Source organism: Lentibacillus saliphilus (assembly GCF_019093865.1).
Taxonomy (GTDB): domain Bacteria; phylum Bacillota; class Bacilli; order Bacillales; family Amphibacillaceae; genus Lentibacillus_B; species Lentibacillus_B saliphilus.
Window position 1 is genome coordinate 107,013 of record NZ_JABJXD010000005.1, and the last position, 26,676, is coordinate 133,688.

Annotated in this window: 24 protein-coding genes and 1 pseudogene; 17 read left to right on the forward strand and 8 right to left on the reverse strand. The window is 39.7% G+C overall.

From position 1 onward, the window contains the following. Window positions 1-13 precede the first annotated feature (13 nt). Window positions 14-1,213 carry a spr1629 family repressor/antitoxin gene (locus HPC67_RS10165; protein WP_217587549.1) on the reverse strand — a complete coding sequence of 400 codons (1,200 nt, stop codon included), beginning with the start codon at window positions 1,211-1,213 and terminating at the stop codon, window positions 14-16. Between the two features lie 24 nt (window positions 1,214-1,237). Continuing rightward, the gene (locus tag HPC67_RS10170) at window positions 1,238-1,978 is read right to left on the reverse strand and encodes a spr1630 family ClpXP-sensitive toxin (protein WP_217587550.1); all 741 of its coding nucleotides are present in this window, start codon (window positions 1,976-1,978) and stop codon (window positions 1,238-1,240) included. 323 nt (window positions 1,979-2,301) lie between these two features. Between HPC67_RS10170 and HPC67_RS10175 the strand changes: the two genes are divergently transcribed. From HPC67_RS10175 to HPC67_RS15990, 5 genes are all read left to right on the forward strand, one after another. Then, window positions 2,302-3,522, forward strand: coding sequence for a TsoY family (seleno)protein (locus HPC67_RS10175; protein WP_217587551.1), 1,221 nt, complete (start codon window positions 2,302-2,304; stop codon window positions 3,520-3,522). 193 nt (window positions 3,523-3,715) lie between these two features. Continuing rightward, entirely contained in the window at window positions 3,716-4,465 is a 750-nt protein-coding gene (locus HPC67_RS10180; protein WP_343327830.1) for a MerR family transcriptional regulator, read from the forward strand. Next, a complete protein-coding gene (locus HPC67_RS10185; RefSeq protein WP_217587552.1) occupies window positions 4,462-5,400 on the forward strand; it encodes an ABC transporter ATP-binding protein in 939 nt (312 codons plus the stop codon). The genes HPC67_RS10180 and HPC67_RS10185 overlap by 4 nt, the downstream gene beginning before the upstream one ends. Beyond that, window positions 5,397-6,128 (forward strand): ABC transporter permease, encoded by a 732-nt coding sequence (locus HPC67_RS10190; protein WP_217587553.1) that lies wholly within the window; start codon window positions 5,397-5,399, stop codon window positions 6,126-6,128. Before HPC67_RS10185 ends, HPC67_RS10190 begins: the two co-directional genes overlap by 4 nt. 97 nt (window positions 6,129-6,225) lie before the next feature. Next, the gene (locus tag HPC67_RS15990; protein WP_217587722.1) at window positions 6,226-6,360 is read left to right on the forward strand and encodes a GNAT family N-acetyltransferase; all 135 of its coding nucleotides are present in this window, start codon (window positions 6,226-6,228) and stop codon (window positions 6,358-6,360) included. A 452-nt stretch (window positions 6,361-6,812) separates the two neighbouring features. On the opposite strand, the gene HPC67_RS10200 is transcribed toward HPC67_RS15990, so the two are convergent. Then, a complete protein-coding gene (locus tag HPC67_RS10200; RefSeq protein ID WP_217587554.1) occupies window positions 6,813-7,022 on the reverse strand; it encodes a hypothetical protein in 210 nt (69 codons plus the stop codon). 306 nt (window positions 7,023-7,328) lie between these two features. Between HPC67_RS10200 and mqo the strand changes: the two genes are divergently transcribed. Next, the gene (mqo, locus tag HPC67_RS10205; RefSeq protein WP_217587555.1) at window positions 7,329-8,828 is read left to right on the forward strand and encodes a malate dehydrogenase (quinone); all 1,500 of its coding nucleotides are present in this window, start codon (window positions 7,329-7,331) and stop codon (window positions 8,826-8,828) included. Window positions 8,829-9,010: 182 nt separating this feature from the next. Beyond that, complete coding sequence (locus HPC67_RS10210) at window positions 9,011-9,574, forward strand: hypothetical protein (RefSeq protein ID WP_217587556.1); 564 nt, start codon at window positions 9,011-9,013, stop codon at window positions 9,572-9,574. 1,197 nt (window positions 9,575-10,771) lie between these two features. Here the strand turns inward: HPC67_RS10210 and HPC67_RS10215 are convergent. Beyond that, window positions 10,772-10,933, reverse strand: coding sequence for a hypothetical protein (locus HPC67_RS10215; protein WP_217587557.1), 162 nt, complete (start codon window positions 10,931-10,933; stop codon window positions 10,772-10,774). Between the two features lie 203 nt (window positions 10,934-11,136). On the opposite strand from HPC67_RS10215, the gene HPC67_RS10220 reads away from it, so the two are divergent. Next, the gene (locus tag HPC67_RS10220; protein ID WP_217587558.1) at window positions 11,137-11,490 is read left to right on the forward strand and encodes a cupin domain-containing protein; all 354 of its coding nucleotides are present in this window, start codon (window positions 11,137-11,139) and stop codon (window positions 11,488-11,490) included. A 75-nt stretch (window positions 11,491-11,565) separates the two neighbouring features. Here the strand turns inward: HPC67_RS10220 and HPC67_RS10225 are convergent, their stop codons facing one another. From HPC67_RS10225 to HPC67_RS10235, 3 genes are read right to left on the reverse strand one after another with little or no spacing between them, the layout of a single operon-like run. Continuing rightward, on the reverse strand, window positions 11,566-11,763 hold the full coding sequence (locus tag HPC67_RS10225) for a FeoB-associated Cys-rich membrane protein (protein ID WP_217587559.1): 198 nt from the start codon (window positions 11,761-11,763) through the stop codon (window positions 11,566-11,568). Between the two features lie 27 nt (window positions 11,764-11,790). Next, entirely contained in the window at window positions 11,791-13,782 is a 1,992-nt protein-coding gene (gene feoB / locus HPC67_RS10230; RefSeq protein WP_217587560.1) for a ferrous iron transport protein B, read from the reverse strand. Next, complete coding sequence (locus tag HPC67_RS10235; protein WP_217587561.1) at window positions 13,779-14,006, reverse strand: FeoA family protein; 228 nt, start codon at window positions 14,004-14,006, stop codon at window positions 13,779-13,781. The genes feoB and HPC67_RS10235 overlap by 4 nt, the downstream gene beginning before the upstream one ends. A gap of 187 nt (window positions 14,007-14,193) precedes the next feature. Here HPC67_RS10235 and HPC67_RS10240 point away from each other — a divergent pair, with 187 nt between their 5' ends. The 9 genes and pseudogenes from HPC67_RS10240 to HPC67_RS10280 all read left to right on the forward strand — a co-directional run bounded on the left by HPC67_RS10240 (window position 14,194) and on the right by HPC67_RS10280 (window position 25,756). Further along, window positions 14,194-14,787: a cupin domain-containing protein gene (locus HPC67_RS10240; protein WP_246569958.1), complete on the forward strand. Its 594-nt coding sequence runs from the start codon at window positions 14,194-14,196 to the stop codon at window positions 14,785-14,787. Window positions 14,788-15,691: 904 nt separating this feature from the next. Next, on the forward strand, window positions 15,692-16,750 hold the full coding sequence (locus HPC67_RS10245; protein WP_217587562.1) for a PTS sugar transporter subunit IIC: 1,059 nt from the start codon (window positions 15,692-15,694) through the stop codon (window positions 16,748-16,750). Continuing rightward, complete coding sequence (locus HPC67_RS10250) at window positions 16,747-17,742, forward strand: D-2-hydroxyacid dehydrogenase (protein WP_217587563.1); 996 nt, start codon at window positions 16,747-16,749, stop codon at window positions 17,740-17,742. Before HPC67_RS10245 ends, HPC67_RS10250 begins: the two co-directional genes overlap by 4 nt. A 362-nt stretch (window positions 17,743-18,104) precedes the next feature. Beyond that, entirely contained in the window at window positions 18,105-19,424 is a 1,320-nt protein-coding gene (locus tag HPC67_RS10255; protein ID WP_217587564.1) for a YeeE/YedE family protein, read from the forward strand. Window positions 19,425-19,455: 31 nt separating this feature from the next. After that, on the forward strand, window positions 19,456-21,150 hold the full coding sequence (locus HPC67_RS10260) for an FAD-dependent oxidoreductase (protein ID WP_217587565.1): 1,695 nt from the start codon (window positions 19,456-19,458) through the stop codon (window positions 21,148-21,150). Window positions 21,151-21,413: 263 nt separating this feature from the next. Then, the gene (locus tag HPC67_RS15885) at window positions 21,414-22,334 is read left to right on the forward strand and encodes a methyl-accepting chemotaxis protein (RefSeq protein ID WP_217587566.1); all 921 of its coding nucleotides are present in this window, start codon (window positions 21,414-21,416) and stop codon (window positions 22,332-22,334) included. A gap of 226 nt (window positions 22,335-22,560) precedes the next feature. Continuing rightward, a complete protein-coding gene (locus HPC67_RS10270; RefSeq protein WP_217587567.1) occupies window positions 22,561-23,847 on the forward strand; it encodes an acetyl-CoA hydrolase/transferase family protein in 1,287 nt (428 codons plus the stop codon). A gap of 282 nt (window positions 23,848-24,129) precedes the next feature. Then, window positions 24,130-24,843: pseudogene (locus HPC67_RS10275) on the forward strand (SMI1/KNR4 family protein); the annotation flags it as partial. A 406-nt stretch (window positions 24,844-25,249) separates the two neighbouring features. Further along, complete coding sequence (locus tag HPC67_RS10280) at window positions 25,250-25,756, forward strand: HNH endonuclease (RefSeq protein WP_217587569.1); 507 nt, start codon at window positions 25,250-25,252, stop codon at window positions 25,754-25,756. A gap of 138 nt (window positions 25,757-25,894) precedes the next feature. On the opposite strand, the gene HPC67_RS10285 is transcribed toward HPC67_RS10280, so the two are convergent. Continuing rightward, the gene (locus HPC67_RS10285; RefSeq protein ID WP_217587570.1) at window positions 25,895-26,488 is read right to left on the reverse strand and encodes a TetR/AcrR family transcriptional regulator; all 594 of its coding nucleotides are present in this window, start codon (window positions 26,486-26,488) and stop codon (window positions 25,895-25,897) included. Window positions 26,489-26,676: the final 188 nt, after the last annotated feature.

Consider the following 26,676-nt stretch of genomic DNA (forward strand, 5'->3'; position numbering starts at 1 on the left):
AGCCCTCTCACCATTACTGTTTAGTGACTGCTGATAAGTTAATAACATGACCGAGTTCAAAATTCTGCTCTTGTCTCAAGTAGTGATTGAAGAAGCTAGGTTCTATTCCAGTTATCTGATGAAAGAATGGGACTTCCACCATCCAATCCGTTTCAATCATTTTACGCATATCAATTAAGCCTCGTTTAGCGACTAAATCAATCATTGATTTGATCTTTTGCGGCTTCTGGATAAGAAGTGTTTCATCAAGAGGTTCTCTTTTTAAATACCCTTTTCTGTGAAGCGCCGCATAAAAATTACGGTGCGTTTTGTTATCTAAATACCCTAAATAAGCAGCACGATACCCTAATACTTGCAGAGATGTTTTCCATTTCGTTTTCAAATCGATATAGGCATCGGGATTCGTCACCCGAGCAATTGATTGCATGTCTTTTAGGAATTCATCTTTAGGTAGAAGAAACGCCCCTGCAAATTGGTTGGCTTCCTTTTCAATCGCTTTATGTTCTTGACGATCTAGATTGGAGAACTCGACTTGATAGTGAAGTAATAAATGGCCGAGCTCATGTGCAATATCGAAGTTCCGACGTACAGCTGAACGCTTTAGGTTGCCTAACATAATGAAAGGTCGATCTTGATTCGTCCATACACTGTATGCATCAATGTCCTCTCCAATCGCTTTTTCAAAAACAAAAATCCCACTTTTTTCAACTAGAAACATTAAGTGATCATTTGTGTCATTACGAAGACCTAGTCTTTGCCGTGCAAGGTGAGCGATGGTGTTAATTTGTGTTTGTCTGTCGTCACTTGATGTATTTAAATAGCGAACGACGTCATTTCTTAAATGAATGATTTTTTGTGTGGGTAGTGTCATGTGAGCTGAAAAATAGTTAACAAGGCTATCTAAAAATTCCATGTGTTTAGCCTCGGATTGTGTTTTAGCGATTACATTTATCACTTTAGACCGGTATGCAATGTTCATGACGGGTATATTTCCGTATTCAAATAAACGGTTTAGCATATCCTGCTTATAAAAATATTTACTTTTTACATTAAAGATAGACTTTAAATGATTTACAATCTGCATTTTAGGTGATGTATAATTATTTTCGTATTGCCAAACGGCTTGTTCTGTTACATGTAGCATGTCAGAGAGCTGTTTTCGGGAATATCCATGCATGATACGAAGGTTTGTTAAGTTTTCACCAATAAACATTTTGCTCCCCCTAAATCATACAGTTTAGTTACGTTCTTCATCCTCCAATATACCAATATCAAAGGCTGCAGGATCTATTATATCATTGTCTTGTTGTGGAGCAATGATGTCTCGTTCTTCATCTGTTAACTCTGATCCGGAAATATATTCTGAAAGATCCTCAACTTTATAGGCTATATTATCTTCAGGATTAGGAAGGTAATGCATAATTTCCGATATTTGATAAGCGTCATCAATTTTGTAAGTAAGAATATGAAATTCATTATAGGATGATCTAAAGTTATCAAGGTCTTTCTTAATGAATTTTTCTGGAACAAACAAAGATAATTGTTCATTGCTTTCGGTAGGAAATTCGTAATGTGGGCTTATAGTTGAAAATTCAAGGGACTGATTAATTTTTGAGAGCTCATGAAGATAAGTGCGACGATGACCTTCGTTTTTATTTGGTAAGATTGCTTGCGAGAAATTGCTTTCGTTGAAATAGGCAGCATTTTTAATAAGAAATAGTTTCTTAGTGTCGCCATGAATAAATTGTAAGTAATCCCATGTTAATCCTGCTTTTGCCATTTTGAAACTTAAATTAAGATCACCACTGACCTCTGCAATTTTGTTTTCAATAAAATTGCCTTTTGTCCAAGCAAATGCAGAACTAATTCTCATAGTTTGATGCCGATCTTTTCGGTGATCAATATAATCTCGATACCCTTCAACAATTGCATTTACAATAATCTCACTTTCACTTGGATTAAACCTAAACTGTTCCATACAATCCCCCTTAAATATAGATTTGTCCCCATTGTAATTTAATTCCAATAAAAAAGATATGATTTTCTTTGAAATATATAAAGTTTTTATGATTAAACGCTGGTTATTTTATAGAATGAGGAAGGAGATAGTATATAACCTTGGTCTGTCTTATTTTAATGGTGTCTTTTTAACACAATCACAAAAACATAAAATCCACCCCTCTCTAAATACACATAGGGGTATTCCCCTAATTGTGCTTGAAGGCATTGTTTAATCCATCTTCCTCGTATATAATCATTAATACCCCTTAGGGTATAATGTAAAGGAGGAAATAGAACAAGATGAAAAACAATTTAGGTCAAAATTATAATCCATTATATTTCTTAGCATCATTAGGAAGCGGTGGATTAGCTGTATCGTTTTATATGTACTTTATGTTTATGGTGGATCACCCTGGTAGACCGATGGCAAACTTTGAACACGTATTTCCATTGATCGGAGAAGGAAATATTGTGGTATCAGTATTGATCGTCACTGCCGTTCTCGCAATTATTTTTATGGGCTTTAAGCATGTGCAATTATTGGTATGGAATATAAAAGAATACCGCACTTATAAAAAGACAGCTGCATATGAAAAGCTGAAAAACTCGAATGCTGCTGTATCACTCATGGCCATACCACTTACATTAGCGATGTCGATCAATGTGCTATTTATTTTTGCAGGGTTGTTTGTGCCAAATCTTTGGAATGTCGTTGAGTATATGTTTCCTTTTGCATTACTCGGATTTTTAGCAGTTGGTATTTATGCGTTAACGATTTTTAAAGGGTATATGACCCGTTTCTTAACAAAAGAAGGCTTTAATCCTGAAAAAAACAACAGCCTTAGTCAGCTTCTCGCTGTGTTTGCGTTTGCTATGATTGCAGTCGGCTTTGCAGCACCTGGCGCAATGGCTCAAACATTATGGGTATCTGTTACTGGTATCATGCTATCGATATTTTTTGCGACGCTTGCTATTGTATTGTTCGTTGTTCATTTAATTATCGGAACAGCTGCTATGTTTAAGCATGGCATCGATAAAGTCGGAAGCCCAAGTATTTGGATGGCAATTCCAATTATGACGATTCTCGGTATTACATTTGTGCGATTGTTCATGGGCGTTAACCATAACATACTACATGAAGCAAAGCCGTCTCCATTACTATTGTTGATCGTGTTAGCGGTCTTAGTGTCCATTCAAGTCGTATTTGCGATTGTCGGATATTCTGTCTTGAAGAAGATTGGCTATTTTGCCGATATGATTCACGGCCAAGGAAAGAGCGCCGGTACGTATGGTCTCATTTGTCCTGGGGTAGCCTTTATGGTGCTCGGTATGTTCTTCATTCATTGGGGATTTGTCCAAAACGGCATCCTGACGAAGTTTTCACCGGTTTACTTTGTCATGCTCGTTCCATACGTTTTCATTCAGTTTAAAACACTTTCGGTTATGTTTAAGCTCAATAAAAAGCATTTTGCAGAATCATCCTCAAGCAAGGTGCTTGTTGGAGAAAAGCAAACGATATAGGAAACGCTGTAAAAGCCATCTCTTAGTGAGGTGGCTTTTTTGAGTTGTGAGCTGAGATTTTTGGTACTGACATTCTAAACGGAGCAAGGCTTAAATTTGACTGCGTTTTTAGGAGTTCACCAAATAAATTGAAACTTTTTTTGGTTATCTATTGAAACGCACGTTACGTGTTGTTTTATACTGGAGGAAATAAGTGGGAGATGAAGCGATGTATACCATTGGGAAATTGTCCAAAAACACCGGCGTAACGGTAAGGACGCTAGATTATTATGATGAAATTGGACTGCTTACGCCTTCTGCAAAAACGGATGGAGGGCACCGTTTATATGATGAAGAAGATGTTATGCGTTTAGAACGAATTCTAGCATTAAAATACATGGGATTCTCTTTGGAACAGATTAAAGACATATTACAGCATTCGCCTTCAACATGGCAGCAGTCGATTCAACAGCAGTTAGAAATGGTTAAACGGGAGCAGGAGCGGTTAAAGACGCTAGAGCAAACACTTTTAGGTGTCTATTATTCCATTGAGTTTGAAAAAGATATAGATTGGTCCATGATATTCAGCATGATTAAACTATACCAGCAAGATCCTGAGGACATTTTTCAAGATTATCAAGCATACTTAACCGATGAAGACATGAGAAAGATTATCGACATGAATGCACAGATGAGTGAGGAAGACATAAAGGCATGGACGGAGATTAATGAAACGATTAAAAAGCATTTGCACCTTGACCCGTATTCAGACGAGGCTTGGCAGTTGGCTGAACGTTGGATATCGGAAAGGATATTTGGCCACGATGAAGCGTTGCTCGGAAATTTAACCGCGGCCTTAAGTGACTTAAAAGAAGGCGTGGTGTTTTATCCGATTACAAAGGACGTGGTCAGCTTTATCGAGCATGCTTATATGGCAAAACAAGAAAAGGGGGAAATAAAATGATACTTGATGTCAAAGGGGTAACGAAGATTTACACAGGCTCTAATAAGTCACAAAACATTGTGAATGATAATCTATCATTTCATATTAATGAAGGTGAGATTTTTGGGCTATTAGGACAAAACGGAGCGGGAAAGACAACGTTGGTGAACCAAATTTTAGGATTAGTGACGCCTAATTCTGGTGACATTCATTTGTTGGGGGAATCAGTACTTGCTTCACCGGTGCGTGCACGAACGATATGCTCTGTCCAGCCGCAATCACAAGTGCCGCTCGGTTTTCTGACGCCAAAGCAAGCCGTTACGTTGATGGGAAAAATGCGGGCCGGGAAGCATTTTGATGCAACACGGGTGGATGCATTGTTCGAGGCTTTAAGTATGGGGGAATGGGCTAATATTGAGGGGGAGAAGCTTTCTGGTGGTGCTAAAAGATTAACTGCGTTTTGTATGGCGGTGGTTGTGCCGGGACGCTTGGTCATTCTTGATGAACCGACGAATGATGTTGATCCAGTTCGCAGACGGTATCTTTGGCAGGTCATACGAGACTTAACGAAGAACGGAACTTCAGTGATCTTAGTGACACATAATGTCGTCGAAGCTGAGAAGGCGGTTGACCGTGTTGCAATTATTGATCAAGGGAAATTTATAACCCAAGGAACGCCTTCTGAAGTCAAACGCGCTGTCAGTGATCAGTTGCGCATAGAGCTTAATTTGGCTCAAGCATTCACTGATTTGGAGGTGCCTACATGGGCGTTATCCTCTCATCGGAACGGTGCTCGATTAATGTTCTCCATAGATCAAGCAGATGTATTGGCAACGATTGACTGGGCAAAGGTTCAAGTTGATCAAGGCTTGATTATCGATTATTCCTTATCTCCAACGACAATAGAAGATGTATATATTGAACTGACATCTCAAAAGGTGGTGGACTCGAAATGAATGTATTAAATCATTACAAGTACGTTTTTCAAATGCAGTTTTTGCGGAATGCGGGATTTTTAGTATTCATGGCACTTATCCAAATGTTGATATCAATAGGTATTGTGATTGGGTTTACATATCTGATACCGAATGCGAATACGCAATCAATCCTGTATTTAGCGACAGGCGCGCCTACAATCATATTAATTTTTACAGGAATCGTTATTTTACCTCAACAAATTGGTACGTCAAAAGCAGATGGGTATATGGCCTTCATGCGAACATGGCCGGTCAATCGTGCTGTCATTCTTGCTGCTGACACAACAATATGGTTACTCATTACCATTCCGGGAATCATTGTCGCTACAGTTGTTGCCCATTTAATGTTTAGCCCAGGTTATGATATTTCTTGGACAGTCATTCCAGCAATTCTTCTTATTGCTTTGACGTCTATTGGCGTTGGGTACGGATTTTCCTATCTCCTGTCTCCAGTAGCTTCACTCGCTATTTCTCAAGTTGTCGTATTCGGTGCGTTAATGTTTTCACCAGTCAATTTTCCAATGGAGCGTCTACCCGAATGGCTGCAAATGCTTCATGAGGTTCTGCCGATTTATTCGATGTCTGAAATCATGCGTGCCGCTTTAGCGTCGTCCACCTTTGATGTTGGGTTGGGTCATTATGTGAAGCTGATGATTTGGTGCATATTGGGATATGGTGGTGCGGTGTTTATATTAAACCGAAAGTGACGGCGTTATTCCTTAGCGCATATAGCTTAAGTATTGTTCGTGCCCCTACTAGAAAGCGTACGTCTTTGGCAACGATCTAAAGCTAAAGCCTTTTCTAATTTACAATGACAAAACACCCGTTGGGTTTATCTTGTTTATCATTGATAAGGAAGAGCCTTGTTACGAAATTTGCCGAATGATGATAGATGAGCAGTATCAGAAAAAGGGTTACGGTAAAAAGGCACTTGGGTAGCTATTGAATACTTGAAAAAAGAAGGTGCTACAAAAATAGAATTGTCGCATCGAATTGATAACCCTGCTCCCTCGAAAATGTATCAAGACTACGGATTACGCTATACAGGCGTTATAGAAGACGAGGAAAGAATGATGGAGTTGGTACTAGATTAAGGCGTATTTAATTCATTTATCGGGAATTAAATAGGAAAAACTTAAATATATAATATGAGCCACATGCAAGTTTGTGTGGCTTTTTGGTGTTACTTAATATCATTATAGTTTAAGGTCGATATTCTTCAATGTTGTTTTAAAGGGAATAAAACGTCTAGTTTTGTTTTTGTTCGTTTAAATGATCCATATATAGAGTTTTTCTCGTGGAGGTTCTGATATGACTGCAGGATGTCATTATAATGATCTAAAATATCATCTATATCTGCTGGGAGAAGGTTAGAGCTGGTTGTATGTCGTCTAGTCAATCGTCGAACCTCCAATCAGCTCATTAAGGAGTTCTTTTTTTTCTTCTTCTAAGTTGCTCCATTTACGGTAATCAGAGGGATCATCCAGAGCATCGAGATCATCAATATGATTTTTGAACAATGCTTCGGAGACAGATTTAGCGTGATACTCTTTTTGTAATACCCCAAAAATGAGCAGAATTGCTGTATGATAACACTCCACCACACGCTCTCCACACCAATTAAACTGTACTCGCATACTATAATCGTAAGGGAGGCTGTTTTCCATACACATCACAGACGCTCCGGAACGGAAAAATTCTTTTTTATGCTTAATTTCCATTTATCTGACGTTAAAATGATATAATAAAAGGTATCTATATATAAATGCAGATGGTCGATTACAAAAGAGAGCGTTAACAATTAGGGGAATTGTGCATGTATAAGCGTTTTGAAGCTAGAGGATGGCGCATTTAGCGTTTTTTACAGTGGCGCTAATCGTGCATACATAGGGGAAGGTGAGGTTATCATGAGCGACTTAAAGAATAAAAAAAGTGTGATTATGATTGGTGCTGGGGTTATGAGTGCGACGTTAGCATCGATGCTGAAGGAACTCGCGCCGGATTGGCAGATCACAGTTTACGAGAAGCTTGATCAACCGGGGAAAGAGAGTTCGAATGAATGGAATAATGCGGGGACGGGTCATGCGGCATTATGTGAGTTGAATTATACGACGGAAAAGCCTGATGGGTCGATGGATACGAGCAAAGCGACGACCATTAATGAGCAATTTCAGCTGTCACGGCAATTCTGGGCTTACTTAGTGAACCGTGGTCTCTTGCCTGATCCGGAAAAATTTATCATGCCATTGCCACATATTAGCCTCGTATATGGTGGGGATAACGTGCGCTTTTTGAAGAAACGCTATGACGCGCTTTCAGAAAATCCGCTGTTTAAAGGTATGTCTTATTCTGAGGATCCTGAGACGCTAAAGGAATGGATGCCGCTTATAATGGACGGACGTACATGTGATGAACCGATCGCGGCAACTAAAATCGATTCGGGGACGGATGTTAACTTTGGTGAGTTAACACGCTTGTTGTTTAATTATTTACAGGAACAACATGTTGACATTAATTATAATCATAAGGTTGATGACATTAAACGAAATGACGATGGTACGTGGGAAGTCAAGGTGTTTGACCATGAGCATGAGAAGCTCGAATACAGAAACGCAGACTTTGTGTTTGTTGGCGCTGGCGGAGGGGCGTTGCCGTTGCTGCAAAAAACGGGCATCCCTGAAGCGAAGCATATTGGCGGCTTTCCAGTGAGTGGGCTCTTTATGGTATGTACGAACCCTGACATTGTTGAAAAGCATGGCGCAAAAGTTTACGGAAAAGCCAAGGTCGGTGCGCCTCCGATGTCAGTCCCACATCTTGATACACGGTATATCGAGGGCAAGAAGACGTTATTATTTGGCCCGTTTGCTGGTTTTTCACCAAAGTTTTTAAAGACGGGGTCAAACATGGACTTAATCGGTTCTGTGAAGCCGAATAACGTCGTCACGATGATGTCTGCCGGTATGAAGGAAATGAAGCTGACCAAGTATCTTATCCAGCAGGTCATGCTGTCGAGTGAAAAGCGGATGGAAGAGCTACGTCAATTCATTCCGAATGCCAAGGCTGAGGATTGGGATGTTGTAACAGCCGGTCAGCGTGTGCAAGTCATTAAAGATACAGAGGATGGCGGAAAAGGCACGCTCCAATTTGGGACGGAAGTCGTCAGCTCTGAGGACGGGTCAATTGCGGCGCTACTCGGCGCGTCACCAGGCGCATCAACGGCGGTCCACGTCATGATCGACGTGCTGAATAGATGCTTCCCTGACCACATGCCGGGATGGAAGCCGAAGATAAAGGAAATGGTTCCATCATACGGGGTGTCGCTCGTCGATCACCCAACCCTTTTTGATGAAATCCATGCCTCAACAGCCGAGGTTTTAGGCTTAAGTAAAAAAGAATTGGTTCATTAAAAAGATATGCCAGACACGTGCAACAATGATTGTTCAGTTGCAACAGTGTCTGGCTTTTATTTGGTAATCGATTTGGTGAAATATTTAGAAAAACGTGATACACTTAGATTATCTCGTTTCACGATATAGACAACAACGTTTCTGACACCCATAAATTCTCGTGTCTATATAAGGGGGAGAAAATGAAAAAAATAAGTCTCATGTTTACAGTGATCGTATCAATGGCCCTAATCTTATCAGCTTGTGAAGAAGGAGAACAAAAAGAGGGAAAACAGCCAAACGAATCAGAGAATGACATGCAAAATGATGGCGTTGTATCGAAAACAGAAGAACAACATGAGGATGAAGAATATGAAAAATTTCCTACAGAAACCCCTTCGGTACAGAAAATAAATCCTGATGGATCAAACATAGCATTTGATTATATTTATGAAGAAGTATGCTGGAATGATTGTGATGATGACAGGACGTATAATTACCCCGACATTCACTCTGGTGATGTAGAAGTCGGTGACCGCCTCTTAATTGAGTGGGGAACTATGGAACCAGCACCATCCGAAGTGAACTTAATTTATGTAGACGGCTCAGGAGAAGAAATCAGTAAAGAACCTATCAACACGGATGGTTTTACGTTAAACATACGAATTGGTGAAAAAGAAATTGGAAAACAATATGCCGTTCAATTCTTATGGAAAGATGGAGAAAACCTTAAAGGTCAAAGCGTGTTAAATTTTAAATTAAACTGAGGTGTTTCACTAAAGGGTAGCTTTGTTGAAGTAAGGTAAAACTGACCTTACACATAATTGGAGGATTTGCTATCTCATTTAAATTAGGCGAAAAGACAACCTTATTTGTTATTGAGTATTAAGGCTGGTACATTGTAAGGCCAAAGGGTGAACCTATGTTGGATTGTACATTTACTTATCAGTATGTCTGCTTGGATATATGAGTTTACAATAGGCCAAATCATGATATATTATATACAATATTAAGAATCGTGCCATGCTGCGAACATGGAACGGTTCCAATAGACCAACCCTATCAAGAGGGGGAGGCACACATTAAGGAAGAGATCCCTCAGCGCGCCTGGCTAGCACACATGAGGGATCACTTTTCATTTCTGTCGAACATGTAAATCATTAGTGCGAATAATTTAGTCAACTTTGCGGGTTTTACGTGAAGACCTATTCAATCACTTTACAACAGGTCAAATCATGATATAGTGTACATATAAGGTGCTATATTGTATACAATATTAAAAACCGTCCCAGGGTATGAACATGGAACGGTTCCAATAGACCAACCCCATCAAGAGGGGAAGGCACACATTAAGGGAGTGATTCCTCAAAGGGCCTTGCGAGCGCATGAGGGATCACTTTTCATTTCTGTCGGACATGATAAATGCGATTAACATGCCGAAAGAAATCATCAGCGTTAACACATCGTTCATATCCATAGGCATCACCTCCCTTCATAGGAAATATCCTAGAAGGTAATGTGTGCCGTAACCCTCATGCGAAGCCAATCTATTGTAAGTATCATCATAACATACACGAACGCTTGTTTCTATATATTATAGGTGATTTCATTGGAAATTTTTTCATGATTGCATGTGACTCTGGCCATAAAAATTGTTTTACAACATGCCAAATCATGATATAGTGCACATATAAGGTGTTAAATTGTATACAATATTAAAAACCGTCCCATGGTATGAACATGGAACGGTTCCAATAGACCAACCCCATCAGGAGGGGAAGGCACACATTAAGGAAGAGATCCCTCAGCGCGCCTGCTTAGCACACATGAGGGATCACTTTTCATTTAATGCTTTAATAATGAGATAGTTTATCCATAGTTATCTCGTATGTCACGTAAGCCATGTCTAGCTCCAGCGCCCAGCAACTAGCAAACTTCGCTCACCTCCGTACGATAAGTCAACATCAGCTCCTTAAGTCGGTCGCTGTGTTTCCTTTATCTCCATCGGTGAACTCCAGTTTGTACGTTGCTGAACGGGCGCTTCCGCTTTTCTCATTGTCGGACATGATAAATGCGATTAACATGCCGAAAGAAATCATCAGCGTTAACACATCGTTCATATCCATAGGCATCACCTCCCTTCATAGGAAATACCCTAGAAGGTAATGTGTGCCGTAACCCCTCATGCGAAGCCAATCTATTGTAAGTATCATCATAACATATACGAACGCTTGTTTCTATATAAATCCATTATATCACTCAGAAATACCAAAAAAATGATCTGTTTTGATTTTGCATTTCTTATCAAAATTTACAAAGGAGGTTCATCATGCGATTTTTTACATTTGCCAAAGACAGTGGATGTAGGGTGACCGAACATGAATCGAATTTTATTATGTCACGGATTATGCAAACGAATCATGCGACTCAAATAGGGTGTATGTATTTAGATAAAAATGACATTGTCGGTTATCATCAAGCGGTTGTACCTCAGCTACTGCTCGTTATAAGTGGACAAGGCCTTGTACGTGGTGAAAGAGGGGAATATGTTGAGGTTCGATCTGGTGATGCGGTGTTTTGGGAGCAGAATGAATGGCATGAGACAAAAACAGATAACGGTCTCACTGCCATAGTTATCGAAGGAACGGATCTAGACCCAGCTAAATGTATGCCAGCCAAATAAATACCATACATAACAAAAGTGCCAGACACCAACCAAGTGTATATTGGGTTGAGGTCTGGCACTTTTTGATATCAGCTATTTTCGTACGGTCTTTTCTATGACCGTCTCTTCAGATGTGTTCACACCTGTACAGCAAGAATATTCTTTTGTTGAACAGCTATCCTTTAAGGCACACGTCGCACATTTACCTTTTTTACTTTGCTTGATGTGGCGAAAGAGCATAAAGCCAGCGTATCCAAATATGAGTAGGCCAATGATCCAGCTTGCGAGCATGAGTGACAGCTCCTTTTTCTGTGAGAGTTACCCGACTATAAACTGCCCGACTTGATAAATGAGGAGTGACAGAATATAAGCAAGGATTAAGGCGTAAGCGACGCTGAATAGCGTCCACTTTTTTGAGTGTGTTTCTTTATTGATCACGGCAACGGTCGATAAGCACGGGATATAAATTAAAATAAACACCATAAAGCTGTACGCAGCAATGGGGTCGAAGGTTTGATGCAAGACATCCTGTAGGCCTGATTCTGGTGTTCCATAAATAATACCCATCGTGGATACGACGACTTCTTTGGCTAAAAATCCGGTCATTAATGCGGCACCTGCTTGCCATGTGCCGAATCCAAGGGGGACGAGCAGTGGCGCAAACAAGCCGCCAATCATTGCTAGGAAGCTATCATCCATCGCAACGTCAAAGCCACCTGGTCCTGTGTACGATAGGAGCCAAATGAACACAGATCCCGCGAAAATAAATGTTCCAGCTTTACGTAAAAAGCCCTTCCCTTTATCCCACGTACTTCTCCATAATGTCATCCATTGCGGTAGGCGATAGGGTGGAAGCTCGATAATGAAAAAGGATTGCTCGTTTTGGAGCACCGTTTTGGATAAAAGCTTTGCTAAAATGAGCGCTAATACGACACCAAGGACGTAAAGTGATAACACGACGAGCGCTTGATGCTGTGAAAAGAATGCGCTGGCAAACAAAGCGTAAATCGGAAGTCGTGCTGAACAGGACATTAAAGGTGTCACGAGAATGGTCAATAACCGTTCTTTAGGGTGTTCGACGGTGCGCGCGGCCATGACGGCTGGCACATTACAGCCGAAGCCGATGATCATTGGGATGAATGCTTTTCCATTAAGCCCAATGCTTTGCATAATGCGATCCATGACAGTTGCGACACGGGCCATGTAGCCAGAGTCCTCGAGTAATGAGATAAAGAAAAACAAAATAAAGATTTGCGGTACAAAGACTAAGACACTTCCGACGCCACCAATAATCCCTTGTAAAATGAGTGCTTGAATAAAGTCATGCGCCCCGATTGATTGTAGAACGGCTTCTGTCCAGGCCGTTAATGGTCCTGCAAAGAAGGTGTCCAGCCAATCCGATATAGGGAAACCAACCCAATCAAAGGTCAGCATGAAGATGATGTATAAAAGTCCGAGAAAAATTGGGATGCCTAAAATGCGATTTGTTAGGATGAGATCAAGCTTATCGGTTAACGTCTTATGCTCGGATACCGGTGCTTGAATGACTTGCTCTAATACGTCTTGGATATAAGCTTCTCGCGTGCGGTAGATGGCGTTTTGTACAGACTGTTGCGTGTCCGTCTGTAATTGCGTATTCGTTGCTTCTACAATGTGCTTGAGCTCGGTGTCGATATTGAATTGTGATACATATGCTTCAACCTGGGGATTGCCTTCTAAATATTGTAATGCCAACCACCGTTTATAATGTGCTTGGTCTGGAATAAGTGCGATAAAATCTGATATTGCTTTTTCAATTGTCGTTCCGTAATGTAAGCTGAACGCTGGCGTCTCATGGCCAAACTGTGTGATCTCGTTTGAAAGGTGCTCGACACCTTTTCCCGAACGGGCGACAATTGGGACGACGTTTATACCGAGCGTCTTGGCTAACTCTTGCGCATCAACGTGTATCCCTCTGCTCTCTGCAACATCTGTCATGTTTAGGGCCATCATGACTGGTTTACCATATTCCAATAGCTGTATGGTCAGCTGAAGGTTTCGTTTTAATTGCGAGGCATCTACAATGTTTACGATGCCATCAAACGATTCCTCTAGTAAAAATTGTGAGACAACCGCTTCATCTCTCGAGATAGGGTTTAACGTGTATACGCCTGGGAGATCGATTAAATGACCATGGCTACCTCGTAATGTCCCGATTTTTTTCTCAACGGTGACACCGCTCCAATTCCCGACATATTCATACGACCCTGTTAACGCGTTAAACAGAGACGTTTTGCCTGTATTCGGATTACCAATTAACGCCAGCCTCATATACGCGCCACCTTAATGCAGCACGCATCCTTCTTTCTCAGGCTAATGCATTGACCGTTACAATTAATGATGCATGGACCGCCAAATAACAGTTTGTTTTTAACACGAATTTCCGCCTGCTCATGAATCCCAAACTGCTTCAATCGTTTTTGAATAATGTCTTGAGCATGGCTGAGATCAATGATTTTTGCAGTTTCACCAATGTTCAATTCATGTATATGCATAGTTATGACCCCTATTATAATAATGAAAATCATTCTCACTTAAGTATATGGTGAAAACGATGTTCAGTAAATACTAAAATCAATACGTTCACAAATTTGTCCGAGGTTTTGAGCCTGCCCCCCTCACCACACAGGACACATTCCCAGCCTAGCTTACATACAATATGGTGACGCTAAAGAGAAAGGAATGAGAGATTTGTACGATCCATATATGTATGGCAATCCTTATCAAACGATGCCAATGCAACCCCAGCCTACACAGTTTCCGAACCAACCGCAGTTCGTGCCTCATCAACAACAGCAAATGACGAGGTGTTCATGTGGTGCCTATCGTCCCGCTTATCATATGCAGGATTATTACAATGACATGCAATTAAAGGATTATGGTGGCCGCCCGTTCGTCGTTAATATTGAAGAGGCAACGACGGAAAATGACCTCTTCAGAATCGCGGTATGGACTGGTAAGCATTTACAGGTGACGTTAATGAGCATTAACCCAGGAGAAGACATCGGATTAGAAATTCATCCAGACGTTGACCAATTTATCCGTATTGAAGAAGGGCAAGGAATGACCCGTATGGGTGATCGGAAAGATAATTTAACGTTTGAGGCGAATGTCGGTGATGATGATGCGATCATGGTCCCTGCTGGAAAGTGGCATAACATCATCAATACCGGTAACACACCACTCAAGCTCTATTCGATTTACGCCCCACCTGAGCATCCGTTCGGAACAGTACACCCGACAAAAGCAGATGCGATTGCTGCAGAACAGTATTAGGCAATCATCTCGCACACCAATTATAGAAGCGATATTAAGAGAAAGTCTGCAAGTGGGTTGCAGGCTCTCTTTTTTTATTAACCAATTTATGCCTGTATAAATGGTAAGTTTAAACACATAAGGAAGTAACAACATAATTTATTCCAATATGAACCAATTTATGTGATATAAATCACAAATTAGCCAAATATAAATTCATCATTTGTTGATTATGAACATTGAGCTGAATACAATTTTATATTACCATTTGAATGTGAAATATTTCACATATAAAACCGCAGAGGAATTCGTCATCGGGTGCTCATACCCAGTGGTTAAAAAATCTCACCTCCTTACAAATGCTCTGGAAAGCCAGGCATTCACCGGTTTAATAATGTTATCAATCGTTGCTTAACCCGATACGGTTTTAGTCACTCGGGTTTAAAATTAATCTAGGCATTAAAGATCGTTTGACGCGCGGAACTTTCGTTTTTTGTCAGCAGGTTAAGAAGATTGTCGTAACGTAATGTGTATGTATTTCACGAGCACTTATAAGATGTTTTTAATTAAAATGCCCTATTATGATGGGATTTTCAATGATATTGAGTTGCGAAAGATACGAAGAAGAAACTGCTATTATTGCGAACTCTATTTCGGGTTTTACTTTTGAGCATCATAACGGTGTAGAGGGTTTACAATTACTTCCTGCTCTATGTTTAATTTATATTTTTAATGAATAAATACGTGGCATATCGAAAAAGATAAGGGTGCTAAAAACAAGAATCAATTTCGGTGAGAGTACCTAGATAGTGTCTACAAAATATAAATTATTAGCTGAAGAGCGGATATTATAAGAAGTTATTATGCTCAACCTTTCACAAATTAACACTAGGAATTGTTATGTAATGATAAAGGAGTGAATTAAATGGAAAAAGTAAGTGTGAAGACATTTATTAATAAAGTATTAGCAGGGGTTGCAATGGGGATCGTTGTTGGGTTAATTCCTAACGCTATTTTAGGTGAATTATTTAAATTTCTCTCCCAGTACCATGAGATCTTTGCGACTTTGAACAGTGTTGTTGTAGGTATTCAATTTACAATACCGGTTATTGTCGGTGTTTTAATCGCCATGCAATTTAAGTTAAACCCACTCCAGACCGTTATTGTTGGTACAGCTTCATTTGTCGGAAGTGGAGCGGCTGCCTTCCTTGAGAATAAGTGGGTTCTGACAGGTATCGGTGATTTGATTAATACGATGATTACAGCTTCTATCGCTGTCATCATCATTATGATCATTGGGGATAGACTTAAGAGCCTTACGATTATCTTGTTACCAATTATTGCTGGTGGCGCTGCAGGTTTTATCGGGATCATTATATTACCTTACGTAAAATTAGTCACAACTGCAATCGGACAAGTTATTAACAGCTTTACGACATTACAACCATTTATTATGTATATTCTCATTGCAATTGCCTTTAGCATCATCATTGTTTCACCGATTTCTACAGTAGCGATTTCAATGGCCATAGGTATCACGGGCTTAGCGTCAGGTGCTGCGAATGTCGGTATTGCCGCATCAGCGTGCATGCTTGTTGTTGGAACATATAAAGTGAATGATAAAGGTGTTCCGCTTGCCGTATTTCTAGGTGCCATGAAAATGATGATGCCTAACTTACTAAGGTATCCAATCATATCTGTTCCAATCGCCTTAACAGCAGTCGTGACCGCTATTGTAGGGAGCTTCTTTGGAATTGAGGGAACAAAAGAGTCTGCAGGATTTGGTTATTCGGGCTTAGTTGGTCCAATCAATGCGCTTAAGTTTATGGATGGAAACATCGCAATCAATATCATCATTTTGATTTTCGTGTACTTCGTCGTACCATTTATTGCGGCATTTATTATTCACAACTTATGTACGAAAGTGCTTAAGCTCTATGATCCATCCGTATTTAAATTTAATGAAGGTGAGAATGAAAAATGACAAAAATCATGATGTTTGGTGTTCGTGAACACGAAAAAGATATTGCACGCGAATGGGCAAAAGAAAATGATGTTGAGATTACCATGTCTGATGACATATTAACAGTTGAAGCTACGGAGCAATTACAGGGCTTTGACGGTGTGTCAACGCAGCAAACAGGTAAGCTTGATGATGGTATTTATGAACGTTTAAATCAATTAGGTATTAAGCAAATTGCACAGCGCAGCGCTGGGTTCGATATGTATAACCTTGAAAAAGCATCAGAAAACAACATTATCATATCAAATGTGCCAAGCTATTCACCAAATTCGATTGCTGAGTATGCTGTTACTGCAGCGCTCCAATTATTACGCAATACGCATTTAATTGATCAAAGAGTATCTGAGAAGGACTTCAGATGGGAAAAGGTCATAATGGGTAGAGAAGTGAAGAGCTTAGAGGTTGCGATTATTGGTACTGGACGTATCGGCCAAATAGCGGCGCAAATTTTTAAAGGCTTTGGCTCCAAAGTTGTCGGCTATGACGTATACCCAAATGAGGATGCTAAGCAATACCTTGAATATAAGGATAGTGTTGAAGACGCCATCGCAAATGCAGATATCGTTTCTTTGCATATGCCTGCGACAGAGGATAATTATCACCTATTTAATGAAGAGATGTTCAACAAATTCAAAGATAACGCAGTCCTAATCAATACAGCAAGAGGCTCGGTTGTTGATACAAAGGCCTTAATCAATGCATTAGATAGTGGGAAAATCTCAGGTGCGGCATTAGATACGTATGAATATGAAAGCACCTATTTCCCTAAAGACTTCCGTGACAAAGACATTACGGATCCAGTATTATCAGAATTATTGACACGTCAAGATGTGATCCTAACGCCGCACATTGCTTATTACACAGATATTGCTGTTAAAAACTTAGTTGAGGGCGGATTAAATGCAGCCTTATCAGTTATAAAAACAGGAACTTGTAATACAAGAGTTAACTAATTTAAACAAATGACCATTGATTAAAGACGAAGACTAGCAGCCCATTTAAGGCTGGTAGTCTTTGTTAATTGTGTCGTAAATCTGCACGCCACTTTTAAAACCACACATTGTTATACGCCATCAGATATAGAATGACGGATCATATTTCTCCGAACGTAATACACCTATTTTGGGTTGTAATCGTCTTAATAATGTTTACCACTAAACGATTTCCAAGATAAACCAATTATTGTGAAGTTTTTCACAAAGAAACAAAAATAAATTTGTGGTTTGTTCATTATGAACATTGAGATCGACCATCATAAAAGCTACGATAATAATGTGAAATATTTCACATACTTAAATGTAGGAGGGATTATTTAATGGCAACTCAACAACCAGCGATTAAGAATCCGAAGCTCCACTCGAATGCTCTTTGGACTCAGGCCTTTATCGGTTTAATTATTATCGCATTCGTTGGCTACTTTGGAATGTTTCTTAGTCACTCGAGCCAAAAATTAACGTTGTATTTATTGACGGGTGTGGCATTAGGTTATATTTTGACACGTGCAACATTCGGCTTTGCCGGTGGTGTTAAGAAGATTTATGTAACAGGATATGGTGGCTTATCAAGAGCACTTTTAATTATGTTTGCAATTACGATGGTCGGTATGATCGGAATTCATTGGTATGCTGCCGCAAATGGTGCGGTACCAGCATTTATGGCTGAAGCAGGGGATGCAATTATTCCTGGCTCGAAGTCGGTTAAACTTTTGAGCATTGCGACCGTTATTGGGGGCTTTATCTTTGGTATTGGTATGATGATGGCTGGTGCATGTGCATCCGGTACATTGACAGATATGGGTGAAGGCGCAACACGCGCGATGATCGTGCTGCCATTCTTTGTTCTCGGAACAGCACCTGGGGAATTAGTGAAGTATCAAATTCTTGAATCCCCTCTTGGCGCTTTCAGTACGACGATGTATTTACCAGATGTGTTTGGATACGTTGGCGCTTTGCTCATTTCGCTTCTCGTATTACTTTTACTTTATATTTTAGTGAATAAATATGAGGCATTTCGAAAAAAAGAAGGCTTTTACGAGGAAGAATTATTTTCCGATGAAGAAAAAGCAATCGAGCCTAAAAAAGAATATAAATTTTTAAGCTACGAAACGTATCATAAGTTTTTTGTAGAACGTTGGAGCTTTTTAACAGGCGGTATTTTATTAGCTGCGATGTTTATATTCATCGTTAATACAACAGGATCAAGCTGGGGTGTAACATCTGCATTTTCAAGATGGAGTGTCGCATTCTTGCAAAACTTTGGTTTCGACTTTAGCTCGCCAGCTTACACGAAAATCGTGGAGGATGTTAATAATGGCTTGCTGAATCACAATGGAACTGTGCGAAATATTGGTATTGTTTTTGGTTCAACCATTGCATTGCTTCTCGCTGGTAGATTCAAGTTTAACTTCAAGTATTCCACTAAGGACGTCTTAATTTATGCTGTTGGTGGCTTGATGATGGGATTTGGTGCAAGGGTCGCAAGTGGCTGTAACATCGGTGCTTTATTCTCAGCAATCTGTAATTTTTCATTAGCAGGCTGGGTCTTTATGGTTGCACTTGTACTTGGCGGTATCGTAGGTTTGAAGCTGTTTGAAGGAAAACTCAACATTATTCCACCAAATAGACATAAATCATAAATTTAAATACAACAATCAGGAGGATTATAAAATGAGTAAAAGAATATTAGTCATTGGTGGCGTCGCAGGTGGCGCATCGACTGCTGCAAGAGTTAGAAGAATTGATGAATCCGCAGAGGTTATTATGTTTGAAAGAGGCCCTCATGTGTCATTTTCGAATTGTGCACTCCCTTTCCATCTCAGCGGTATTGTGCCAAATAGTGATGATTTAGTTCTAATGAATCCTGCTCAATTTAAAAATCAATACAATATCGAAGCACGTGTCAATAGTGAAGTCGTAGAAATTAAGCCGAGTGAAAAGGCGATTACGATTAAAAATGTGATGACAAACGAAGTATATGATGAGCATTATGATAAGTTAGTGCTATCTCCAGGTGCAAATCCGATCGTTCCTGAGCTTGAAGGTATTCACAACTCTAATGTCTTTACGGTAAGAAACGTTGTCGATATTAGCAAGATCGATCTTTATATTAAAGAACATAACGTAGAAGACATTGCTGTTATCGGTGGTGGGTTCATCGGTGTAGAAGTCGCTGAAAACCTCCGTTTAGCAGGCTTGAATGTAACGTTAGTTGAGTTTGCCGATCAAATTATGGCACCATTTGACTATGATATGGCACAAATTCTCCATAAAGAGCTTTTAGATAAAGGTATCCAGCTCATTTTAAGTGATGGCCTTTCAAAAGTTGGCGATGATGTGATTGAGCTTCAATCAGGTCGTCAAGTGAAGGCACAAGCTGTCGTTATGGCAATCGGTGTTGAACCAGAAACGACATTGGCAAAAGACGCTGGTCTTGAAATTGGCGTAACAGGCGGTATTAAAGTTGACCATAACTACTTGACGAATGACAAAGATATATATGCTGTTGGCGATGCAGTTGAAGTGTATCACCAAATCACACATCAGCCTACACGTTTGGCTATGGCTGGACCTGCTCAACGTCAGGCTAGAGCAGCAGCTGACCATATTTATGGTCGTCCACATCGTCATACAGGTGTAATCGGATCATCATGTATTCATATATTTGATTTGAATGCAGCTGCAACAGGATTAAATGAAAAAGAAGCACAAGCAGCTGGTATTCAATATGACTTTGTCTATATTATCCCTGGTGATAAAGTCGGCTTAATGCCTGAAAGCAATCCACTTCATTTCAAATTGCTTTATGAATATCCAACAGGCCGAATCTTAGGTGCGCAAGGTATTGGTAAAGGTAATGTTGACAAGCGTGTTGATATTATTGCAACTATGATTATGATGGGCGGTACGCTTGAAGATCTTAAAGAGCTTGAATTATGCTATTCACCAATGTTCGGTACAGCAAAAGATGCTGTTAACTTTGCAGCGCTCGTATCTTTGAATTTATTGGATGGTCATTTCAAGCAAGTACCTGTATCTAAAGTCCGTGAATTAGTTGAAAGCAACGCATTTATTATGGATGCGCGTGAAAAGCATGAATATGAAGCAGGTCACTTGGTCAATGCTGTAAACATTCCATTAAGCGAATTCAGACAACGTTTAGATGAAATTCCAACTGATCGCCCAGTGTATGTACACTGCCGTTCAGGACAACGCAGCTACAATGCAGTTATGGCGTTGCAGCATTTAGGCTATACGAATGTCTACAATGTATCTGGTTCATATTTAGGAATTTGCCTATATGAATACTTTAATGATCAAACGACAGATAGAGAAAAAATCGTTACAGCTTATAACTTTAACTAATAGAACGTCCAGTAAACCTCTTATGTGAACGTCATTTCACATGAGAGGTTTTTTTGATGAAGCAGATATTTCTGGAGAGAGCGTCTTGTTTGTTTGTCACTTCGTTAAAGTTTATGTCTTATCATGCTGTCATAAAAACGTCTTATCATTTAAAACGATTACGAGGTTTCTCATATATAATATGAGGGTATAAAGAACTAGATTCGTGTGCGAGACATTCACGCGTCGATCACCGATGTTTAGCAATCAAGGGGGATACACATATGCATATATCACGGTTCAAAACAGGCGAGGCCGTTACGGATCAGCATGTTGTCAAAGCATTAGAGGAGAATTTATCAATGGTACGGTTCGATCGGGATCGCCGGATTGCCTATGTAAATGATGTATTCTCAGAAACATTCGGCTATAAGCGTTCAGAGCTGATGAACATGCCTCATAACGCGTTATGCTTTGATGATTTTTCGAAGAGTCATGAATACAACCGCTTTTGGCAAAGTCTATTTTCGGGGGAAAGCTTTCAAGATAAAGTAGAGCGGCGCAATAAAGCTGGCGAACGGGTCTGGCTCGAGGCGACCTACATGCCAATTTACAACGACGCCCATACAGAGATCATAGGTGTATTCAAGGTTGCGACGAATATTACGGAACGGTTTAACACGCTCTCAGAGGTCGCCACTCACTTAGAAGACATGTCCAGTACGTTGAATGACAATGCAGAGGAAGGAATTGAACGTTCAGAGTCCTTATTAGCTGCAATTGACCAAATAACAAACGTATCGAAGCAAAATACCGAGATGCTTCATGATTTACAAAAAGAGGCACGCTCCATTGGTGAGGTTGTAGAGACCGTTCGCAAAATTGCCTCCCAGACGAATCTGCTCGCATTAAATGCAGCCATTGAAGCGGCGCGTGCTGGCGAACATGGTCGTGGTTTCAGTGTCGTTGCCGATGAAGTACGTAAGTTATCGAATCATGTTGATCAGTCCATTATTGAAATTCGTGATACAGCTGAAAAGATTACGACGAACATTCATGCGATAAGTGAAGGTACACAAGCTGTTCAATCCCAGATGGGAGAAGGGCAAAAGCTCGTTCACTATACGGTAGATGATTTTAAGAATTTTAACCGCTCGTCGAAAGAGCTAGAAGCACAAGCGAAGCAATTTTCCAAACTGCTGTAACATATTTTTTTGTGGTCATTTCATGCAAGCTCCTTTTGTAACAAGGTCACCGTTGCAAAGGGGCTTTTTGCTTTTTTCTCTAATCATTTCAAACATGGTTCAGTCGGACTAATTAGGGGAACGATGTGACTATAAGTGTAATAACACACCTGGCACTTTGCTATCATTTTGAAGAGAAATTTTGTAAGATCGAGTTGGACTGTTAATGAAAGTGAGGACAACGAGAATGATGTTTGACAAAATATATGAGCAAAAATTGCGTGCGAAAGAAGAGATTGGTACCTATATTCAACCGGGGAAGGCGATCATTACACCACTCTTAGCTGGAGAACCATATACGTTAATGAAGCAGCTTGAGTCGATGGATCACCTTGAGGGGAATCGTTTGTTTCAAATGTTTTCTACGCGTCATGTGCTAGACGTTTCTCCAAATAAGTTGGAGCTCATTAGTATGTTCTTAGGCCCGTATGAACGAGCTGCATTTAAAGAAGGGAAAATCGACCTTTTACCAAATCATTTTTCTGATATTCCGAAGCTGTTAAAAAGCATTACGACAGAGCCTGTTGTGATGGCAGTTGTGTCACCGATGGATGAACGCGGTTATTTTTCCTTAGGGACGAATTGTGATCATAGTGCTGCCATGCTACCAGAGGCTGGCGCGGTGATTTTAGAAGTGAATCAACACATGCCTCGTACGTTCGGCGAAAATCAGATTCATATATCGGACGTCACAGCACTTATTGAGAACGACCAGCCGATTCCAGAGGCGTCAGGTGCGTCGGTGCAGTTGGATAAAGATAAGCGGATCGGTGAATATGTCGCTGAGCTTATTCATAATGGCGATGTGCTACAAGTCGGATTCGGCTCGATTCCGAATGCAATTATTGATAATTTGAAATCTCATCGCAACCTGACGATCCATACGGAAATGATTCCGGAGAAAGTAATCGAGCTGTTTGAGAGCGGGGCTGTGACGAATGAGCATAATCCGTTCAAAAAAGGAAAAATGACAGCAACCTTTGCCTATGGGTCACGTCAGCTGTACGACTTCATGCATGAAAATAAAGACATCTATATGCTGCCTGTTCATAAAACGAATTTTATCGGTGAGCTGCAGTCAGTCAACAATCTCGTAACTGTGAACGCGGGTGTAGAGGTTGATTTTCTCGGACAGGTTAATGCGGAAAAGGTAGGGAGTACGTATTGGTCATCGACAGGCGGGCAGGCTGATTTTCAGTTGGCAGCACGTATTTCTGAAGGAGGTCGTGGCGTCATATGTCTCCATTCCACGGCAAAACAGGATACGATTTCGAAAATCGTACCGACATTAAATCCCGGGACTCCGGTCACAACACCGAAAAATGAAGTTGATTATATCGTCACGGAATACGGGATGGCAAAGCTGCGCGGCAAAACAATCCGCGAACGAACAAAAGCGCTTATCGCCATCGCCCACCCTAAATTCCGCGACGAACTCACCTACACTGCTCGGAAAATGGGGTATTTGATTTAGGGGTGCCTGGCACCCCCCGAATAATGGTGAATAAGTATGCAGTGCTAGATATGCCTTTGTCCAATAAAAGCGTATCTGGCATTATTTTTAGCGTTGTTTATAGTCGTAAAATGGCGAAAAATGAAGGCTGAATTTTCTGATGATACATTCGGTTGATGATATAATAAAGTATGAATTGAAATTAAGAGGAGTAGTAAAATGATAAATATTTGGCTGAAAGAAGAAGAAGATCCTTACAAATTGTCACCAATAACAATTGAACAAATTTAAAAATTAGAAAAATCTATGGGTAAAAGGCTACCAGAAAAATATAAACGTATGGTTATGATCCAAAATGGAGGTTACATACGATTAAATACTTTCCCAATCAATTTAAAAGGTTCAGTGGGAGAGGAGTTTATAGAAATTGATTATTTATTTGGGATTGGTTCAAATGAGGGGATTTTAGACTCTGATTATTTGATAACAGAGTGGGGTTTGCCTGAAAATATCATATTACTTACTGGTGTGGGGCATTCTTGGATCGCTTTAGATTACAGGCAAAGTATGAATGCCCCTTCTGTTTTATACATAGATACTGATTTAGGAATTGAAAAGGAGATCGCCTTAAATTTCAGTGAGTTTATAGATAAACTTTGTGAAAATCAAAGTGATATAGATGATATAGATGATATAGATGGGAGGTCTTCAATAACAATAGAAGAGGCTGAAAGAATAATTCTCTCTAATCAAAGTGAAGAAAAAATAGACTACGCTTTAAATCAAGTACAGATGAATGATTTTGATCCAAATTGGATGTTGGATCAATTAATTTATTTATCCGATAAAGATAACGAGTCTATTTTGGAATGTGTAATGGAAACGTTTATAAGTGTAAAGGAAGTCTATGGTGACGACTTAAAGGAACATAAAATTATATTATTAACTGATAAACTAAAGTTAAATCCTGCTACAGATACGGCGTTATTAGAAGCTGTTATAGATGTAATGAATTAACTTCTATTATGTCTACAAAAGGATAAATGAGGGTGGAGTTTTAATACAGTAAATATGATTATTAGGGGGAGCATGAGTTTAAAATGATTAAAATAATCACGATAGGATTTTAAAAGTTATGTTAGCGTTAGTTTTAATAGTCTATTTATTCTTGCCCCAACTAAGCGTAGCTGCAGAATCATATCGTGATGATATTGATAATGAGGAAGCTGAACTGTAAAAAGAGTGGGATAATGATGAGTACTATTTTGACGATGATGAGGAATATGAAAATTACCTGTTTGAGCATGAAAAGATAAATGTAGATTATAGTGAAACTTATTTTACTGATATCTATCTATATAAGAACTTTAACCAAAACATTTCATATGAAATAAATGATGATGCTGTATACCTAACTAATCCATTGGAAATTATAGAAAGTCCTAGTCAAGGTGATTATGGAATTACAGCGTTTCCTTTTCTACTACCTTTATTAAATGCAGTGGTGATTCGTACAGGTGGTAGATTATTAGTTCGGCAGTATTTAACAAAAACAACTAGAAACATTGCGATTCGTAATGCGCATTTGGCGGGAAAAAGACACCCTGTTACTAAGGTGAGATTTAATAATAAAGGTTTTCCTATATTTAGTTCAAAGCATCATTATACAATGCCAAATACTTACTTGAAATCACCTAATACCGTTCATTATAGACTAGCTAATGGCAGTTTAAGAAAACGTTTTAATAACTCAAGTATGTTTAGGAGGCAATTTACTAAGCAGCAACAAAAAGATATTAGAAGTGGTAAAACCCCAAGGGGTTATACATGGCATCATCATCAAACCAGAGGAAAGATGCAACTTGTTAAAGCATCGACACACCGAAAAACTGGACATACAGGTGGCAGAGCAATTTGGGGCATCAAATAAATGTGATTTTTATGATCTCAAATAATATGAAAAAGAAGGATAAAGGGTGCAGCACCCCAAATCCTTCTTTTTTTGGTTTATTCATTAATGCTGGATACTCGTTATTATTAATCGACTCAACACAAGAGATATCCACTTCTACTCACAAAGTGGGTCCAAAACCATATCCGTTGATACGTTAATCGGATATAACCCCTTCGCATTCCAAAGTACGAGTCCTTGTGACATGGACATATAAAAAGAGGCCAGTTCCATTGCATCGCCTTGTTTGAAAATGGCTTGCTGTTGCCCAAGAGAAATTATGTTAGCGATCGCTTCTAACGATTCATAGTAGCGTTGTTTAATCACTTGCTTCGTATCGTCTGACAGAAAATCAGCATGAATGGCTTCAATTAACAACATATGACGATCCAAAGCGACATCTGCAGCTCCGGAAAATGTCAACTCTGTTAGCCAGCGGAGTTGATCATAAGGCGTTCCCTCTATATTCGCGGCATCCTCCACCGCTTCTGCAAACAAATCCAGGACATTCATAATTAACGACACATACGTATCTTCTTTTGTTTTAAAGTAATGATAAAATAACCCGTGGCTTAACTGCACAGAAGACGTAATATCACTTATTTTTGTTCCAGCAAACCCTTTTCGGGCAAAAATTTTTAAGGCTGCATGGCTAATTTCTTCATACCGTTGGTCGCGGATTAACTTCGCTTGTTCTTCACTTCTAACCATTTTTATAAACCCCACAATTTTATGTTTATACACATGCGCTAAATTTCATTATACCACTCCCAAACTAAAATAAAATGCTTTGCTCTTTCCGTTAATAAGATAGGAGTTTGAGCTGGCTTTATCTGTTAGAAATTTTTAATAAATAACGAATATAAAGTGTTCTAATTGGCCGAGGTTGATTGATTGAC

Coding starts and splice junctions, on each gene's coding strand:
- mqo (WP_217587555.1), top strand. CDS start 7,329: ATGAGCGACTTAAAGAATAAAAAAAGTGTGATTATGATTGGTGCTGGG.
- HPC67_RS10245 (WP_217587562.1), top strand. CDS start 15,692: ATGGAAAAAGTAAGTGTGAAGACATTTATTAATAAAGTATTAGCAGGG.
- HPC67_RS10175 (WP_217587551.1), top strand. CDS start 2,302: ATGAAAAACAATTTAGGTCAAAATTATAATCCATTATATTTCTTAGCA.
- HPC67_RS10255 (WP_217587564.1), top strand. CDS start 18,105: ATGGCAACTCAACAACCAGCGATTAAGAATCCGAAGCTCCACTCGAAT.
- feoB (WP_217587560.1), bottom strand. CDS start 13,782: ATGAGGCTGGCGTTAATTGGTAATCCGAATACAGGCAAAACGTCTCTG.
- HPC67_RS10225 (WP_217587559.1), bottom strand. CDS start 11,763: ATGCTCGCAAGCTGGATCATTGGCCTACTCATATTTGGATACGCTGGC.
- HPC67_RS10165 (WP_217587549.1), bottom strand. CDS start 1,213: ATGTTTATTGGTGAAAACTTAACAAACCTTCGTATCATGCATGGATAT.
- HPC67_RS10260 (WP_217587565.1), top strand. CDS start 19,456: ATGAGTAAAAGAATATTAGTCATTGGTGGCGTCGCAGGTGGCGCATCG.
- HPC67_RS10210 (WP_217587556.1), top strand. CDS start 9,011: ATGAAAAAAATAAGTCTCATGTTTACAGTGATCGTATCAATGGCCCTA.
- HPC67_RS10270 (WP_217587567.1), top strand. CDS start 22,561: ATGATGTTTGACAAAATATATGAGCAAAAATTGCGTGCGAAAGAAGAG.
- HPC67_RS10185 (WP_217587552.1), top strand. CDS start 4,462: ATGATACTTGATGTCAAAGGGGTAACGAAGATTTACACAGGCTCTAAT.
- HPC67_RS10285 (WP_217587570.1), bottom strand. CDS start 26,488: ATGGTTAGAAGTGAAGAACAAGCGAAGTTAATCCGCGACCAACGGTAT.
- HPC67_RS10240 (WP_246569958.1), top strand. CDS start 14,194: ATGAGAGATTTGTACGATCCATATATGTATGGCAATCCTTATCAAACG.
- HPC67_RS10220 (WP_217587558.1), top strand. CDS start 11,137: ATGCGATTTTTTACATTTGCCAAAGACAGTGGATGTAGGGTGACCGAA.
- HPC67_RS10190 (WP_217587553.1), top strand. CDS start 5,397: ATGAATGTATTAAATCATTACAAGTACGTTTTTCAAATGCAGTTTTTG.
- HPC67_RS10235 (WP_217587561.1), bottom strand. CDS start 14,006: ATGCATATACATGAATTGAACATTGGTGAAACTGCAAAAATCATTGAT.
- HPC67_RS15885 (WP_217587566.1), top strand. CDS start 21,414: ATGCATATATCACGGTTCAAAACAGGCGAGGCCGTTACGGATCAGCAT.
- HPC67_RS10170 (WP_217587550.1), bottom strand. CDS start 1,978: ATGGAACAGTTTAGGTTTAATCCAAGTGAAAGTGAGATTATTGTAAAT.
- HPC67_RS10250 (WP_217587563.1), top strand. CDS start 16,747: ATGACAAAAATCATGATGTTTGGTGTTCGTGAACACGAAAAAGATATT.
- HPC67_RS10215 (WP_217587557.1), bottom strand. CDS start 10,933: ATGGATATGAACGATGTGTTAACGCTGATGATTTCTTTCGGCATGTTA.